15 protein-coding genes are annotated in these 15398 nt (G+C 54.9%); 10 read left to right on the top strand and 5 right to left on the bottom strand.

The window, feature by feature from the left end; genetic code table 11:
- Positions 1–221: 221 nt before the first annotated feature.
- Positions 222–3152, top strand: a complete 2931-nt coding sequence (locus tag FHW17_RS09205) for a type III effector HrpK domain-containing protein (RefSeq protein WP_182509690.1) — start codon at positions 222–224, stop codon at positions 3150–3152.
- A gap of 108 nt (positions 3153–3260) precedes the next feature.
- On the opposite strand, the gene FHW17_RS09200 is transcribed toward FHW17_RS09205, so the two are convergent.
- Entirely contained in the window at positions 3261–4259 is a 999-nt protein-coding gene (locus tag FHW17_RS09200) for an NADP-dependent oxidoreductase (RefSeq protein WP_112530151.1), read from the bottom strand.
- A gap of 115 nt (positions 4260–4374) precedes the next feature.
- Between FHW17_RS09200 and FHW17_RS09195 the strand changes: the two genes are divergently transcribed.
- From FHW17_RS09195 to FHW17_RS09175, 5 genes are all read left to right on the top strand, one after another.
- Positions 4375–5328 carry a LysR family transcriptional regulator gene (locus FHW17_RS09195; RefSeq protein WP_182509689.1) on the top strand — a complete coding sequence of 318 codons (954 nt, stop codon included), beginning with the start codon at positions 4375–4377 and terminating at the stop codon, positions 5326–5328.
- Positions 5329–5408: 80 nt separating this feature from the next.
- A complete protein-coding gene (locus FHW17_RS09190; protein WP_182509688.1) occupies positions 5409–6641 on the top strand; it encodes an acyl-CoA dehydrogenase family protein in 1233 nt (410 codons plus the stop codon).
- 5 nt (positions 6642–6646) lie between these two features.
- On the top strand, positions 6647–7720 hold the full coding sequence (locus tag FHW17_RS09185; RefSeq protein ID WP_182509687.1) for a phosphotransferase family protein: 1074 nt from the start codon (positions 6647–6649) through the stop codon (positions 7718–7720).
- A 17-nt stretch (positions 7721–7737) separates the two neighbouring features.
- Positions 7738–8484 carry an SDR family oxidoreductase gene (locus FHW17_RS09180; RefSeq protein WP_182509967.1) on the top strand — a complete coding sequence of 249 codons (747 nt, stop codon included), beginning with the start codon at positions 7738–7740 and terminating at the stop codon, positions 8482–8484.
- A 17-nt stretch (positions 8485–8501) separates the two neighbouring features.
- Positions 8502–9329, top strand: a complete 828-nt coding sequence (locus tag FHW17_RS09175; protein ID WP_182509686.1) for an SDR family oxidoreductase — start codon at positions 8502–8504, stop codon at positions 9327–9329.
- A gap of 2 nt (positions 9330–9331) precedes the next feature.
- On the opposite strand, the gene hutC is transcribed toward FHW17_RS09175, so the two are convergent.
- Positions 9332–10087, bottom strand: coding sequence for a histidine utilization repressor (hutC, locus tag FHW17_RS09170; RefSeq protein ID WP_210275849.1), 756 nt, complete (start codon positions 10085–10087; stop codon positions 9332–9334).
- Positions 10088–10280: 193 nt separating this feature from the next.
- Here hutC and FHW17_RS09165 point away from each other — a divergent pair, with 193 nt between their 5' ends.
- The 4 genes from FHW17_RS09165 to FHW17_RS09150 all read left to right on the top strand — a co-directional run bounded on the left by FHW17_RS09165 (position 10281) and on the right by FHW17_RS09150 (position 13501).
- A complete protein-coding gene (locus FHW17_RS09165) occupies positions 10281–11120 on the top strand; it encodes a transporter substrate-binding domain-containing protein (protein ID WP_112530135.1) in 840 nt (279 codons plus the stop codon).
- Positions 11121–11253: 133 nt separating this feature from the next.
- Complete coding sequence (locus FHW17_RS09160) at positions 11254–11976, top strand: ABC transporter permease subunit (RefSeq protein WP_112530137.1); 723 nt, start codon at positions 11254–11256, stop codon at positions 11974–11976.
- A gap of 10 nt (positions 11977–11986) precedes the next feature.
- On the top strand, positions 11987–12688 hold the full coding sequence (locus FHW17_RS09155; protein WP_112530139.1) for an ABC transporter permease subunit: 702 nt from the start codon (positions 11987–11989) through the stop codon (positions 12686–12688).
- A 12-nt stretch (positions 12689–12700) separates the two neighbouring features.
- The gene (locus FHW17_RS09150; protein WP_113096031.1) at positions 12701–13501 is read left to right on the top strand and encodes an ATP-binding cassette domain-containing protein; all 801 of its coding nucleotides are present in this window, start codon (positions 12701–12703) and stop codon (positions 13499–13501) included.
- On the opposite strand, the gene FHW17_RS09145 is transcribed toward FHW17_RS09150, so the two are convergent.
- The 3 genes from FHW17_RS09145 to FHW17_RS09135 form a co-directional block, all read right to left on the bottom strand.
- Positions 13479–13745, bottom strand: coding sequence for a hypothetical protein (locus FHW17_RS09145; protein ID WP_112530143.1), 267 nt, complete (start codon positions 13743–13745; stop codon positions 13479–13481). The genes FHW17_RS09150 and FHW17_RS09145 overlap by 23 nt on opposite strands.
- 278 nt (positions 13746–14023) lie before the next feature.
- Entirely contained in the window at positions 14024–15274 is a 1251-nt protein-coding gene (locus FHW17_RS09140) for an O-antigen ligase family protein (protein WP_182509684.1), read from the bottom strand.
- Positions 15271–15398 (bottom strand): sugar transferase (locus tag FHW17_RS09135; protein WP_182509683.1); only part of this gene is annotated, 128 nt, incomplete at its 5' end. The genes FHW17_RS09135 and FHW17_RS09140, both read right to left, overlap by 4 nt.

Below are 15398 nucleotides of genomic sequence, written 5' to 3'. Positions count from 1 at the left end.
AGAACCGCACTCAAAGCCAAAGCCGAAAAACCGCACGCGCTCACTCTGCATACGACCAGAAAGAGGAACGCTCCGGGCTTCAATAATCACCTGTTTGCGTGCCTGCTGACACCAGACAATTGGGTTGACATGTCACATGCCGTTCACAGGCGAGGGCTTACTATGACAGACCCTTAACCGAACCGGACTGAAACGTCACAGCGACAGGAGAGGCGTGTCACATGTCGAAAATCAACGCACAGATCAACCATTCCACAGCCGTTCGAGCCAATGCGGGTACGGCAGATTCTGAAACCGTCAAGGCATGGGATCAGGCTCAGAATGCGGCAAAGGACGCGGGCATCCTCTGGAATCGACCAAAAGGTGACAATCGCTCGACGCAGGATATTATCGATAGTGATCCTCTGCTGCGCAATCTCGGAAATCAGAGTGGCGTCAAGGACATGCTGAAAGAACGGGTCGGCGATTTCGAAAAGGATGCTGACGCCGCATTCAGGGCGGTGCAGGTTCTTGGTCATGTCGAGAAGTTTGACGAAAACGGAAACCGGATTGCCGGTAATGATGTGAACAACGGCCGCGTTGATGGCTTTACCAAGGGTGGCGATGCAAGGCATGGCACGGAGGCCGGCCGCCTGCAGGACTTTGGCAAATATGGTTTTTCCAACCTCAAGGGAAAACTCAATGATGTGACCAATGCTGGCGGCGATGAACAGGCGCGGGCGCAGGCCGAGAAAGCGGGCGTCAAATGGGAGCTGCCTGATAGCGATAAACGCTCGGCACAGGCCATCATCAATGACTCGCCGCTGCTCAAGAATCTGGGCAACCAGAGCGGCATCAAGGACATGCTGAAGGAACGCGTTGGTGATTTTGAAAAGGACGCCAATGCTGCCTATAGGGCAAGTCAGATCCTTGATCGCATAACGATGTATGACGAGAACGGTAATGCGCTATCGGGAGATGACGTCGCCAATAGCAGTGTCGATGGGTTCACCAAGAGCGGTGAAGCAAAGCATGGCACAGAGGCTGGCCGTCTTCAGGATTTTGGGAAATATGGCTTTGAGGTCATCAAAGAGCTGAAGAAACCCGAGGATATCAGCAGTTACAAGGATTTCATAAAAGCCAATCCAGATGCTGACGAAACATCAAAAACAATTGCCAAATATGCCGCCATCCTTGGCGAAAACTATGATGCGATCAGGGGAAAGACCGGTTCAGGCGAACATCTGACGGCTGAAGCCTTGAAGAAATACAAAGAGAAGAACCCGCAAATCAGCCAGGAATTCAAGGAAGCGCTCAATTTTTGGTCACAGCCGGGGGCTTTCAGCAAGCTTGAAACGGCGAACGATCCAACATTGCTCAAGGCCGACGGGAAACTCAGCAAGGACGATCTGAAGAGCTGGATGGAAAAGCAGAATCCGAAGGATGCCGGTTCGGCAATCACGCTGCTATCCAGTGTCACCGATGGAAATGTCGTTGCAGGCACCGATACGAGCAAGCTGGACAAGGATATTTTTGAACATCCCGAAAAGCATTCGACAGAAGAAAAAGCCGCCGCGCTTCAGGAATTGCTGAAAGCGCAGCAGCTGATCATCGGCGGAGCGAGCGCGGGCATGTGGAAGGACGATTATTCCATCGTCAGCATAGCCAACCGTGTTCGCAGTCATCCAAATCCCGAGAAGCTGCTCCAGGACGTCAACGACCACATTAAAACGCTTGAGGGCGACCCGGACGTTGTGAAGTACATGAATGAGAACAGCTCCAAGCAGATGTCCAAGCTGTTGGAAGAGAATAAGGGCCTCAAGGACGCGCTGCAGAAAACCTATGATGACGATATCAAGTCCGGCAAGGCACTCAATAGCCTATGGGACACGAAGATGAAGGATGGCAAGACGGACCAGCAGGCGGTTCTTGCCGAGTTCTACGGATCAGCGCAGACGTTCCAGAGCACTCTTGGTATCAAGAACGCGGCTGAAATCCAGAACGCCGTTAAAAATTCCAAACATGCGGGCGAACTGAACGATTTCTATGAGAAGTCGCTTGCCTCAGGCGACCGGCTGAAAGAGCTGATGAAGACCAATTCGTTCGAAAAGGCAGCCAGTGCCTTCAGCATGGAAGTCGCGCTCTATAATGCAGCGCTCAGCCCTGAATTTACGGGGAAATTTGACAAGCAGATCAACGACAATTTCACCAAGACCGTGCAGGAAAACGCCTTCAATGATGCCTCTTTCAAAGATCTCAGAAAGGCATTCGGCATCAATGGCGGCGATGACCTCGATGAGGAAAAGGTAAAAGCCCTTATCGCTCAGATCAGCAAGGACAATCCCGCGTTCTTCACCAATCCGAATGGGACGGTCACAAGGCCAGACCAGATATTGTCAGCCTTCAGGGGCGACTGGGATCTTCTGCGTCAGGGGGCGAAGACGCTCAACGAGCTTAAGGTTTTCAGCCCGGATTCATCGGTTAAGGGCGCTGCGGACAAGGGGGTTCTTCATGGCGTCAGCGGTCTTTTCCTGGCCGGTGTTACGATCGCCAAAGGTGCGAGTGGTTCGGGCAAACTCACCGACCGGCAAATCGTCGATATCACCACCGGGTCGATCCAGACCGCCACGATTATGACAGAAGGCGGCATGAAGGGTTTGCAGGATTACCTGAAAGACGTGAAAGGCGTGGTCGATGACGAACTCGTCGACGCTATGACGTCCAACCTGAAGAAGTTCGAAAATGCCGCGAAGGGGCTTGGTGGCATCGTCGGTATTGCTGCTGGTGCCTACGGCATCTTTGACGGTGTGCAAGCAATCCGCAAGGGCGATACGGTCACTGGTGGTATCAGTATCACGGCAGGTTCCCTCAGTGTCATGGCAGGCCTGGCTTCCACCGTCGAAGGCGGAATGGCGCTGTTTGCTCCCACCATGGCGCGTTTGATCCCGGCGCTGGCCGCCGGTGGTCTTGGGTTGGTTGCAGCGGGCGTCGGTGCATTGGCGATGCTGATTCCGGGCTTGATTGCGGAAGGCAAGCAGCAAAAGAGAGCCGACGATTTTGGCGATCTGCTCAGCAGCTATCTGACCAAGTACGAGATCGACGGCGTGAAGGATGGCGGTATTATGGACGTCCCGGATAATGAGTGGCCGCAATCCGGCAGCGGTACATCCTGATCTGGTGCCTGTTGCTAGAAGCTGGCAACGTCTGGATCAATCCTGACGGGAAACGCAGACATAAAAGCCAGACATCAGGTCTGGCTTTTATCTGGATTTTACGGGTGATCAGACTTTGACGATCCGCTTACCGCGGTTTTCGCCAGCCAGAAGTCCGATCAACGCAGCCGGTGTGTTCTCCAGCCCGTCAATAATGTCTTCCTCCACCTTCAATTGGCCAGAGGCAACCCAGGTCTGGAGATCGGCGAAAGCACGGTCGCGCTGGCTAAAATAGTCCATGACGATGAAGCCCTGCATGACAAGGCGCTTGATGGTGATCAATCCGGGAATGCCGCGCGGTCCGGCTGTCGGCGCACCGTCATACTGGGAAACGGCACCGCAACAGGCAATGCGCCCGTGCGTGTTCATGAGTGCAAGGCAGGCTTCCAGCGTATCGCCGCCGACATTGTCGAAATAGACATCGATCCCATTGGGGACTAGCGCGCGCAGGTCTTTGAAGAGATTGCCCGCCTTGTAGTCCACTGCTGCATCAAAACCGAGATGCGATACCAGCCACGCGCATTTCTCGGCACCCCCCGCAATGCCGACGACACGGCAGCCCTTGATCTTGGCAATCTGGCCGACGAGCGAGCCAACAGAACCCGCCGCTGCCGAAACGACAACCGTTTCGCCCGGCTGCACCTTGCCCACATCAAGCAGGCCGAAATAGGCTGTCAGGCCCGCAATGCCATAAACGCTGAGCAGGTGGGTGAGGGGCTCGATATGCGGCATCTTGATGAGGTGCTTGGCTGACAGCACGGTATAGTCCTGCCAGCCCGTATCAGCGAAAACCAGATCGCCGGGCGCAAAACCGGGCGCTTTTGAGGTGACAACCTCTGCAATACCGCCGCCGGCCATGACAGAATTTGGCTCAACCGCAGCGCGGTAGGTGGCGCCCTGCATCCATGCACGGTTGGCAGCATCAAGCGAGATATAGCGCACGCGGATCAACACCTCGCCATCAGCAGGTTGCGGAATGGTGTTTTCAGTCATGGCGAAATGGTTCGGTTGGAGCTTACCAACGGGCTTTTCACGCAGGATAATCTGGCGGTTGACGTCTAAGCTCACGGGCTTTGCCTCCATAGATGATTGTCCCGGGTCGCCGTGGTCTGGCAAGCCGGATTGGGCGTAAATCTAATATCGCCTATGGTATAAATCATATGATCAGTTCTAATGTCTGCCCATGAACAGCTTTGATAACCGTCTCGATCTCAACCTGTTTCGCGTTCTGGATGCTATTCACGCCAATGGCAGCATTTCCGGCGCGGCCAGAGCCTTGCATCTGACCCAGCCCGCAATCAGCCATTCGCTGGCCCGCTTGCGTGAAATCTTCAGCGATCCGTTATTCGTGCGTCAGGGCAACCGGATGGTCGCGACCGAACGGGTACGTATCATCATCGCCGATGTAAGGCGCAATCTGGAGGGGCTCTATGCGGCGGTTGAGACGTCTTCGGAGTTTTCACCATCCCGTCTCACGATGGATTTCAAAGTTGCGCTGCGCGATGTGCTTGAGTCGGCAACCTTTTCGCCATTGATGCGCCAGCTTGCAACGGAGGCGCCGGGTGTCTGTGTTGTCAGCCGCCGCGTTGCGCGCGAAACTTTTGAGAAGGAACTGACAGCGGGAGGGCTTGATCTTGCCATTGACCGCAAGATCAAGGTCGGCCCACATATTCGACAAAAGACATTGCTGCGCGAACCCAATGCCGTTGTTGTGCGCAAAGGTCATCCACTCGCGGGAAAAAAGCTCACACAGGCGGATTATGTGGCTGCCAAGCATGTGCTGGTTACTCATATCGAAGGCATGGAGCCGATTGACTATATTCTGGCGGAGCAGGGGCTTGGCCGCAATATCGGCTTGCGCTGCCAGCATTTCTTCGCGGCGTGCAAGGTTATCGCCGAGACCGACTGGATTTTGACGATGCCGCGCACCTATGCGCTTGAATTATCTGACGTGCTCAATCTTGATGTGCTCGTGGCACCGCTGGCCATCCCGGCGATTGACGTTGTCATGTATTGGCACGCGGTGCGGGAGGATGATCAGGGCCATCGCTGGATGCGTGAACTCTTTGCCGAGGTGATGACAAAGTATGGCGGCGGTGGGCCGCCAGTGACCATAGGTCATAAATACAACTCATAGTCGATCATAAGAACATATAATTTGTTTGATATGCCCCGAGTCGTTAGTCTTCATCCATCAGAAGACAGGACGGCCAATCGATGCATTTTATGCCTAGCCCCAAAACGCAGGATTTCGTCAAGCGTGTGAAGTCTTTTATGCGCATGCATATTCAGCCGATCGAGAAGCAATATTGGGCTGGCATCGCTGCGGCTGATCATGGCAGCGACTGGAAGCAGTGGCAGATTTCACCTGTTGTCGAGGAGTTAAAAGCCAAGGCGAAGGCCGATGGCTTGTGGAACATGTTTCTGCCGGATGAAGCGCTGGGGGCCGGGCTGTCAACGCTGGAATATGCGCTGGTTGCGGAAGAAACCGGCCGCAGCTTCATGGCTCCGGAAATCTTCAACTGCAATGCGCCCGATACGGGCAATATGGAGGTGCTTTGGAAATATGGCTCCGAGCACCAGCAGGAAGAATGGCTAAAACCGCTGCTGGCAGGCGAAATACGCTCGGTGTTCAGCATGACGGAACCCGATGTTGCCAGCAGCGATGCCACGAATATGGAAGCGACAGCACTGGTCGATGGTAATTCCATTGTCGTCAACGGCAAAAAACACTGGTCGAGCGGCCTCGGTGATCCGCGCGCGAAGATCGCTATTGTTATGGCACGCACGCCAGATGAAGGAAAAAGCCGCCATCAACAACATTCCATGGTCCTGGTACCCTTGGACAGTCCGGGCGTCGAGATCATCCGTATGCAGTCGGTGTTCGGCGAATATGATGAACCGCATGGCCATGGCGAGGTGCATTACAATAATGTCCGTGTACCCCTGACCAATGTGGTCAAAGATATTGGTGCGGGTTTTGAGATCGCACAGGGACGTCTGGGACCGGGCCGCATTCACCATTGCATGCGCTGCATTGGCGCGGCGGAAGCGGCACTGGAGCTGACCATTGCGCACGGCATGTCACGCGTGGCGTTCGGCAAGCCCATTCTCAATCTTGGCGGCAATCGCGAGCGTCTCGCTGAAGCGCGCATTGCCATTGATCAGGCTCGTCTTTTGACCCTGCATGCGGCTTGGAAGCTCGACACGTTGGGAGCCATGGGCGCAATGGCTGAGATTTCTGCCATTAAGGTTGTCGCGCCGCAGATGTTGCAGGCAGTTGTCGACAACGCCATTCAGATTCACGGTGGAATGGGTCTGTCGCGGGATACACCGCTCACGCAGTTCTTCATTCAGGCCCGTTCGCTTCGTCTTGCCGATGGCCCCGACGAGGTCCACAAAGGACTGATCGCGCGCATTGAACTGGCCAAGCATGGCCATGCAAAGTGAATGAAATGACTGAAGCCAAGGGGATTGATCGCGCAGGCAAGGTGCGGGCCGGTGAGGAACTGAATGCGGAAGCAGTCAGCCAATGGCTGCACGCGCTTGGTGTGCCGGTGGAGGGGATACCCGATGTAACCCAGTTTTCCGGCGGCGCTTCAAATTGGACCTACCGGCTGCAATATTCGCAGCACGATCTTATTTTGCGTCGCCCGCCAGCCGGTACCAAGGCCAAATCCGCCCATGATATGGGGCGGGAATATAATGTTCAGAAGGCATTAAAGCCGTTCTATCCTGCTGTCCCCACAATGATGGGCCTGTGCGAGGATGAGACGTTGATCGGTGCGCAGTTTTACGTCATGGAGCGCATTGCTGGCATCATCCCGCGCAGACGCCTGCCGCAAGGCGTGACGCTCAGCGCCGGGGACACACGCCGCCTCTGTGAGACCATGCTGGACAAACTGGTCGAGTTGCACAGGATCGATGTTGCGGAAGCAGGATTGGAATCACTCGGTAAGGGTGCAGGCTATGTGCAGAGGCAGGTTTCTGGCTGGTCGGACCGCTATGGCAAGGCGCGCACCTGGAACACGCCGACGTTCAAATTTGTGCGTGAATGGCTCGCCGCGAACATCCCCAATGATGCGCGCACATGTCTGATCCACAATGACTGGCGTTTCGATAATCTGGTGCTCGATCCAAAAGATTTGACCAACATTATCGGTGTGCTGGATTGGGAAATGGCGACACTGGGTGATCCACTGATGGATCTCGGCAGTATGCTTGCCTATTGGGTGGAGGCTGGCGATCCCTATCTGATGAAGTTGACCCAGCGCCAGCCGACGACACTGCCCGGCATGATGAAACGCAGGGAGGTTGTTGATTATTATCTGCAAAAGAGCGGTCTACAGGTCGATAATTTTGCCTTTTACGAGGTGTTCGGCCTGTTCAGGCTCGCGGCCATCGCCCAGCAGATTTATTACCGTTACTATCACCGGCAGACCCGCAATCCGGCGTTCAAGAACCTCTGGATCATGGTGAACTATTTCGATTGGCGATGCCGGCGCATTATCCGGCAAAGTGGAAAATAGGGGCAGCCATGGCAACCATACGCAAGACGATATTGATAACGGGCGCAAGCTCCGGCCTTGGTGAGGGTATGGCCCGCGAATTTGCCGCCATGGGCCGCGATCTTGCTTTGTGCGCCCGGCGGACCGAACGGCTCGACACATTGAAGGCCGAGCTGGAACGCAAGCACCCCCGCATCAAAGTCATCGTCAAGGCGCTCGACGTCAATGATTATCCCGCAGTGTTCCGCGTGTTTCGCGAGGTGCAGCAGGAGTTCGGCACTGTTGACCGCATTATCGTTAATGCCGGGGTCGGGCAGGGCAAGCGCATCGGCACCGGCCATTTCGCGCAGAACGTCCAGACAGCCCACACAAATTTCGTTGCAGCACTTGCCCAGTGCGAGGCCGCCGTTGAGATTTTCCGCGAGCAGAACGCAGGCCATCTGGTGACGATTTCCTCCATGAGCGCGGTGCGTGGTTTACCAAAGCATCTGACCACCTATGCCGCGACGAAAGCGGGACTGGCTTCATTGTCCGAGGGTATCCGTGCGGAACTTATGGCGACCCCGATCAAGGTCAGCACCATTTTCCCCGGCTATATCCGCACGGAAATCAATGAAGGCGCACCGAAACTGCCGTTTGAAGTTGATGGGCCGACAGGCTCGCGGCTGCTTGCGAAGGCAATTGAACGGGAACCGGTCAAGGCGTCTGTGCCTTGGTGGCCGTGGGGACCCATGGGGTTTCTTATGCGCATTCTCCCGCTCAAAGCTGTGCTTCGTCTCGCCTGATAATAAGGAATAGCCTGATGAAAAAGCGTATCTTTGTTACTGGCGGTGCTTCCGGTCTTGGGCGGGAAATTGCCCTGCGCTGGGCCCGCGACGGTGCGCTCATCTGCATTGGCGATCTCAATGACACGCGCGGGCAGGAGACGCTTGATCTTATCAAAGCCGCCGGAGGCCAAGGCATCTATCGTCATTGCGACGTGACCAAGCTTGAGGATTTGCAGGCGGTTGCCGGGGAGTTGCTGCGGGAATGGGGCGGCGTTGATATCGTCTTCAACAATGCGGGCGTAGGAACAGCCGGTGCGCTTGGCAGCGAATCCATTGAACAGTGGCAATGGGTGCTCGACATCAATCTTCTGGGCGTCGTGCGCGGTTGTCAGGCCTTTGCACCGATTTTCAAGGCGCAAGGCAAGGGCCATTTCGTCAATACCGCGTCCATGGCAGGTCTCGTTCACCCGCCAATGATGGGAAGCTACAACGCGGTGAAAGCTGCGGTGGTGGCGTTTTCTGAAACTCTGCGCGTGGAACTGGCACCAAGCAATATAGGTGTGACCGTGGTCTGCCCGTCATTCTTTCGCACCAATCTGACGGAATCCCTGCGCAGTCCTGCGGCAGCAGCCAAGATTGAACGGCTGTTTGAAAAGGCACCCATTACCGCCGCAGAAATCGCCGACCGTATTTATCGTGCTGTCGAGACAAACCAGTATCTTGTCCTGCCGCATGCCGGGGATAGAAAGGCATATTTCTTCAAACGGTTCATGCCTGTTAATGCCTATCTGAATTTCATGACCAGAAAGACCCGCAGCTTTCATAAGCTTGGCCAGTCCCAGAGCGGCAAGGCGGCCAAGTAGCGTCAGAGTTTGTCGGGCGTTGCACCGGTTCGCGATTCCAGCCGGTAGCGATTGCCGGGATAAACCAGATGTACCAGCGACACCACTGACTTGCCCGACCATGTGCGGCGGCGGATAGCAAGGCAGGGTTCCTTGCGCAAAATACCAAGCAACTTGCACTCGCGCGCTGACGGCATGGCCGCTTCGACAATATGTTCCGAGCCACTAAGCGGCGCATTGGCGCTGAGATAGGCGTTGGGCGTAAGGGCCGTGAAATCTTGAGAAAGATAGTCCGGAGCAGCAGCCGGATTAACGAACCGGTCTTCGATCTGGACGGGAACGCCGTTTTCGCTATGCACGATCAGCGAGTGAAACACTGCGGCACCAGAAGACAGGTCAAGTGCTTCCGCCACGGCGCAGGATGCTTTCTCCCGTGCCAGACGAATGACGGCGGCGCTGTGGGTATGGCCGCGTTCGACAATTTCATCGGCAATATTGCGCACTTCAAACAGGGTTGAATGGCCCTTGCGCGCTGCGACAAACGAACCGACGCCGCGAATGCGCACCAGTTCGCCCTCATTGGCAAGTTCCCGCAAGGCGCGGTTGGCGGTCATTTTGCTGACCCCAAGCCCCGCCACAAGTTCGTTTTCCGAGGGCACGCGATGTTCGGGCGGCCACTCTCCGCTATGAATGCGGCCAAGGATCATCCGCTTCACATTGGCATAGAGAGGGGAGCGAACGCGTGTGTCAGGTTGTATCTTGAGCATGGAATTGGTCATCTCAGGCCCTTCATTGCTCATTCCTTGTGCAGGATCAGATTTTGCCTCTCACCGCGACTTTTCCTCTTGCGCGGCACGGGGGATGTCATAAGGTACCATATACAACTTGCGAAAAGACAAAAGCTCAAAAGCCACCGCAGCGTGGTACGGGAACACAGGTTCAACACTTGCCAACCTCAAGAGGAGAAGGCTAATGAAATTACACAAGCTCTTGCTGTCAGGAGCGATAGCGCTTTCTGCGCTGTCCATGTCCGCAGCCCATGCGAAAGAATGGAAAACAGTCACCATTACGCTAGAGGGTGCCTATGCCCCGTGGAATGTGACCAACCCCGATGGAACGCTCGGCGGTTTTGAGCCTGAACTGGCTGCTTATCTCTGCAAGGAAATGAAGGTTGAGTGCAAGCTGGTCGCCTCCGATTGGGACGGTATGATTCCAGCCCTCAATGCAGGCAAGTTCGATGTCATCATGGATGCGCTGTCGATCACTGACGAGCGCAAACAGGTTATCGATTTCTCGATCCCCTACGCCAATACCCATGCGGGCTTTGCCACCCAAAAAGACAGCCCATTGGCCAATGCTGCCGGTACAGGCTCGGTTCTGAAGCTCACACCCGGTCAAACAGGCGTGGCAGAAATTGAAGCGATGAAAACAGCCTTCAAGGGCAAAACCATCGGCATTCAGGCTGCAACCGTTTACGCCAAGTTTATCTATGACAATTTCGGCAGCATCGCCACCGTACGCGAATACAAAACCGGCGCGGAACGCGATCTTGATCTTGAATCCGGCCGTATTGATCTCGCTTTCGATGATGCCGTGTATTTCGGCACGACATTCGAAAAGGCCAATGGTGCGCTGGTTTTCACCGGCCCTGAATTCGGCGGTACGCTTTTCGGCATCGGCGAAGGTCTGGGCATTCGCAAGGCTGACACAGACCTGAAGGCGATGTTCGACAAGGCCATCACCGCAGCGCTGGCGGACGGGACTGTAAAAACCCTTTCAATGAAGTGGTTCAAGACCGACGTTAGCCCGTAACTATTCCCACAAGGCGGTAATGTCTTTTGGATGAATAAGGCATTGCCGGACAATGTGAAGCATTTACACTGTCCGGCAATGCCCCCCTATACTCGAGAAACCGGATCAACCGGGCGGAGCGGGAACACAGCTGATGTGGCTAATCGAAGTGCTCGGATTTGGACAGAAGGGTTGGGGTGGTCTGCTGATCGCCGGTGCCCTGATGACCCTTTGCGTGACCATTGTTGCTCTGCTTATCGGCGCGGTGGTCGGCACGCTGGTTGCATGGGCCAAACTTTCCGGCGGCGGGGTTCTGCGCACACTTGGCAATGCCTATACAACTGTATTTCGCGGTGTTCCCGAACTTCTGATCATCTATCTCGTTTATTTCGGCGGCTCCGGTGCTGTTACAGCCATCGGGCGTTATCTTGGTTATGAAGGCTTTCTCGGCCTGCCATCCTTTGCCGCGGGTGCCCTGGCGGTCGGCATTATCTCAGGTGCCTATCAGGCGGAAGTCTATCGCGGCGCATTTCTCGCCATCCCCAAAGGTGAGCTGGAAGCGGCGGAGGCCATTGGCATGCATCGTGGCTTGCGCTTCCGGCGGATTATCGCCCCGCAAGTGCTTCGTTTCGCCATTCCGGGTATCGGCAATGTATGGCAGCTCAGCCTCAAAGATTCGGCACTGGTATCCGTCACCGGCTTGGCGGACCTGATGCGCACCAGTCAGGTTGCGGCGGGGTCCACACGGCAATATTTCCTGTTCTTTATCGCGGGTGGTTGCCTCTATCTGATTTTAACAAGCCTTTCGGATCGGCTGTTTACACGGGCGGAGCGGCGCGCCAATCGCTCCATGCCATCTTCCTTCGGTCAGGCTTGAGGGAGCGGTTATGGATTTTGCCTTCATTTTCCAGACCATGAAAACACTGCTGGCAGCCGTGCCGATGACGCTTGGCCTGTTCTTCCTGTCCGTTTCTTTTGGTGGTTTGCTCGCACTCCTCATCGTTTGGATGCGTGTCGCCAAAAACCCGATCCTCAGTAATTTCGCCAAGGGTTACATCTTTGTGTTTCGCGGCTCGCCGCTGCTGATCCAGATGTTTCTGGTCTTCTACGGGCTCGGGCAGTTCGGTTTCATTCGCTATAGTTTTCTCTGGCCGTTCCTGCGTGAACCCTTTGTCTGTGCCGTTCTTTCTCTTGCCTTGTGTACTGCTGGTTATTCCGCCGAGATTTTTCGCGGCGGTCTGCGGGCAGTTCCGGCCCGTGAAATCGAAGCGGCGCGCTCCATCGGCATGTCGGGTTTTCTGCTGGTACGCCGCATCATCGGACCGATCGCGTTCCGCCATGCGCTTCCTGCCTATTCGACAGAAATCGTCATGATGGTGAAATCAACAGCGCTCGCCAGCCTTGTGACAGTCTGGGAAGTAACCGGCGTAGCGCAGCGGCTGATCTCGCAGACCTATCGCACCATGGAAGTGTTTCTATGTGCGGCGGTCATCTATCTCGTTCTCAATTTCCTGATCCTGCAAGCCATGGCGCTGCTGGAATACAGGCTTTCCCACCATCGGCGCGCTGCCGTTTCGCGTTTGCCGTAAGGAATATCAGCAATGGTGCATGAACACTCCAGCAACCCGAGCACAGCAACCGTCAACCGGCTCTCGGTGCGTAACATCCGCAAGAAATTTGGTTCACTGGAAGTCCTGCGCGGTATTTCTCTGGAAGCCCATGATGGTGATGTCATCTCCATTCTCGGTTCGAGTGGTTCGGGCAAATCCACCTTCCTTCGCTGCATCAATCTGCTTGAAATTGCTGACGAAGGCGAAATCTGGGTTGATGGCGAACATATCAACATGGTCAAGAAGCACGGCAAGAACATGCCTGCGAGTTCGAAGCAGGTGGATCATATCCGCGCGGAACTCGGCATGGTGTTTCAATCCTTCAATCTGTGGTCGCATATGACGATCCTGCAGAATGTCATTGAGGGGCCTGTTCACGTGCTGAAACGCCCAAGAGCCGAATGTATTGCCGAAGCTGAAGCGCTTCTGGAAAAAGTCGGCATTGCAGAAAAGCGGCATGCCTATCCGGCCCATCTCTCCGGTGGTCAGCAGCAACGTGCTGCCATAGCGCGCGCTCTGGCGATGAGACCAAAGGTTATGTTGTTTGACGAGCCCACTTCCGCGCTTGATCCGGAGCTTGTGGGTGAAGTGCTGCGCGTCATGCGTGCTTTGGCTGAAGAGGGCATGACTATGCTCGTCGTCACCCATGAAATGAATTTTGCCCGGGATGTTTCGAACCGCGTCGTTTTCATGCGGGAAGGGCAGATTGACAGTACCGGCACACCCGCAGAGATGTTTAGCGGCGAATCCTCACCCGCGTTTCGCCAGTTTATCGGTAATTTCCGAGGCTAGAACGACTTGTGCTTTCGGCCGCTCGGCGCCGCACAAGCACTGCGTCCACCGCAAATCCAGCCATCGCTTCGGTATCCCGGTTGCCGATGAGGAATGCGGCACGGATAAACCGCGCCAGAACTTTGCGTTCCGGGTCATTGTCGTCCTCGATCCTTAGCTTGCGTGCAGCTTCCTCCAGTGCCTGCTGCATGAGTTGGCCGTCGGCTTTCGAGTAATTCGGATTATCAGTATCTAAAAACGTCAACGACCTTTTCCACCCATTCTTTTTAAGTGCATTGACTCAACTTATAGAATAGAAATCCTTCTCATATGAGAAATTCGAAATAATCGCATGATCTTACATGCAGAATGGCTTCTTTTCAATGTGAGTATGGGATTTGTATTGTGTATATATTCTGAAATATTTTTTGGTTATTTCGTGATTTTCATTTGTTGAGGATGATTGTATCGAATGGAATATTAATAACGAAATGCACTCAAGTAGAGCATATTACGGCAATATCTATACCATTACTTTCAGAATTACTTATTGGCAGGAGACAATGAGGAATGACGCGCTTCAAGCGCAGCGCAGCCCCAGATGATTCCAACCAGAATATAGAAATGGCGCCAGTGATCCGTATCGATGACATTACCGACAACCACATGCGAGACATAGGTGAGATACGCGCAGAGCAGGAAGGGTTGCCACGGGCGATCCCGGAAGAGAATACGCAGCCCCAGACCCAGTGTGAGCATGGTCAGTGTCAGATAACTGATGAAGCCGACCCAGCCATAGTCGAGTGCTGCTTTTAGCCAGATATTATGGGTATCTTCGCCATAGATGGGACCGAACTCCAGAGGTCCGATGCCGAAGGGATGATCAACGGACATCAACAGGCCATACCAATGGCGGGCAAAACGTCCGAACTGCGCATCGTCGTAGTCTTGCACCAGTTGTGCCCGCGCAAAGAACAGCTCCGAGACGCTGGGGATTTGCAGGGCGATGAGGATGGCGATGAGAAGCACAACCACCGCCAGACCGGCGAGGAAGACAATCCGGAGCCGGAAAAGATGGCTTGGGCTTCGAATGAAAAGCGCTAGGGCAAGGCCGGCAATCACCAGAACCGCCATGCCCCAGGCAGCGCGGGAAAAGGAGAGGAAAACACCAAGCGTGAGAATAAGTGTAGGGACGAGGCGCAGTGGCAGGCTTCGCAAATTGCCGACCAATATGCCATGCACCAGCCAGGCAATCGGCAGAATGAGGAATGGCCCAAAAACATTCGGGTCCTTGAACGCACCCATGGCGCGGCCATAACGGGTAAACACATCAGCGCCGGGAAAGGCGTCAAAATAGCCTAAAATACCGAGCATGGAGGTACAGACTGCGGCAATGAGATAGCCATTGAATATAGCTGACAGGATGCGGTGATTGCCTTCGATGATCGCGGCGAAGAAAACCGATGTGAAGGCAAGAAACAGCGAAACGGCCATATACATGGGTGCTGTCTTGAGGTCCGGCATCTGCGCCACGGATAGCCAGCCGCCGAGATTGAAGATGACCAGCAGGGCGAGCAGAACAACGACACTGCGGGAAAAGCGCAAGCCAAACAGTGCCCAGACCACGATCAGCACCGCCATATAGAGTTCATAGGGCGCGGGCTCGTTGATGACGAAACCACTGAGAAAGACGCCGAATCCGACCGCCAGCGTTGAGAGCAGCTTGATCAGAAAGCGGTTTCTGGCGGCTCTGTCGACGCTGGCAAAATCAACGGGGTTGACGGTGGTGCTCAATAGGCGTTGTCCGTGTTGAGCAGACGGACCGGCGTCAGAAACAGAATCTTCAGATCAAACCACAAGGACCAGTTTTCGATGTAATAGAGATCGAATTCTGTGCGCATTTTGATCTTGTCTTCCG

Origin of the sequence: Phyllobacterium sp. P30BS-XVII (genome assembly GCF_014138335.1) — a bacterium.
GTDB classification, from domain to species: domain Bacteria; phylum Pseudomonadota; class Alphaproteobacteria; order Rhizobiales; family Rhizobiaceae; genus Phyllobacterium; species Phyllobacterium meliloti.
Note: the sequence above shows the minus strand (reverse complement) of the source record. Positions and strands in the feature narration are given on the sequence as shown.

Excerpts from the sequence above, each read along its gene's own strand:
- FHW17_RS09205 (WP_182509690.1), top strand. The coding sequence starts at position 222 with ATGTCGAAAATCAACGCACAGATCAACCATTCCACAGCCGTTCGAGCC.
- FHW17_RS09195 (WP_182509689.1), top strand. The coding sequence starts at position 4,375 with ATGAACAGCTTTGATAACCGTCTCGATCTCAACCTGTTTCGCGTTCTG.
- FHW17_RS09190 (WP_182509688.1), top strand. The coding sequence starts at position 5,409 with ATGCATTTTATGCCTAGCCCCAAAACGCAGGATTTCGTCAAGCGTGTG.
- FHW17_RS09185 (WP_182509687.1), top strand. The coding sequence starts at position 6,647 with ATGACTGAAGCCAAGGGGATTGATCGCGCAGGCAAGGTGCGGGCCGGT.
- FHW17_RS09175 (WP_182509686.1), top strand. The coding sequence starts at position 8,502 with ATGAAAAAGCGTATCTTTGTTACTGGCGGTGCTTCCGGTCTTGGGCGG.
- hutC (WP_210275849.1), bottom strand. The coding sequence starts at position 10,087 with ATGACCAATTCCATGCTCAAGATACAACCTGACACACGCGTTCGCTCC.
- FHW17_RS09165 (WP_112530135.1), top strand. The coding sequence starts at position 10,281 with ATGAAATTACACAAGCTCTTGCTGTCAGGAGCGATAGCGCTTTCTGCG.
- FHW17_RS09160 (WP_112530137.1), top strand. The coding sequence starts at position 11,254 with ATGTGGCTAATCGAAGTGCTCGGATTTGGACAGAAGGGTTGGGGTGGT.
- FHW17_RS09155 (WP_112530139.1), top strand. The coding sequence starts at position 11,987 with ATGGATTTTGCCTTCATTTTCCAGACCATGAAAACACTGCTGGCAGCC.
- FHW17_RS09150 (WP_113096031.1), top strand. The coding sequence starts at position 12,701 with ATGGTGCATGAACACTCCAGCAACCCGAGCACAGCAACCGTCAACCGG.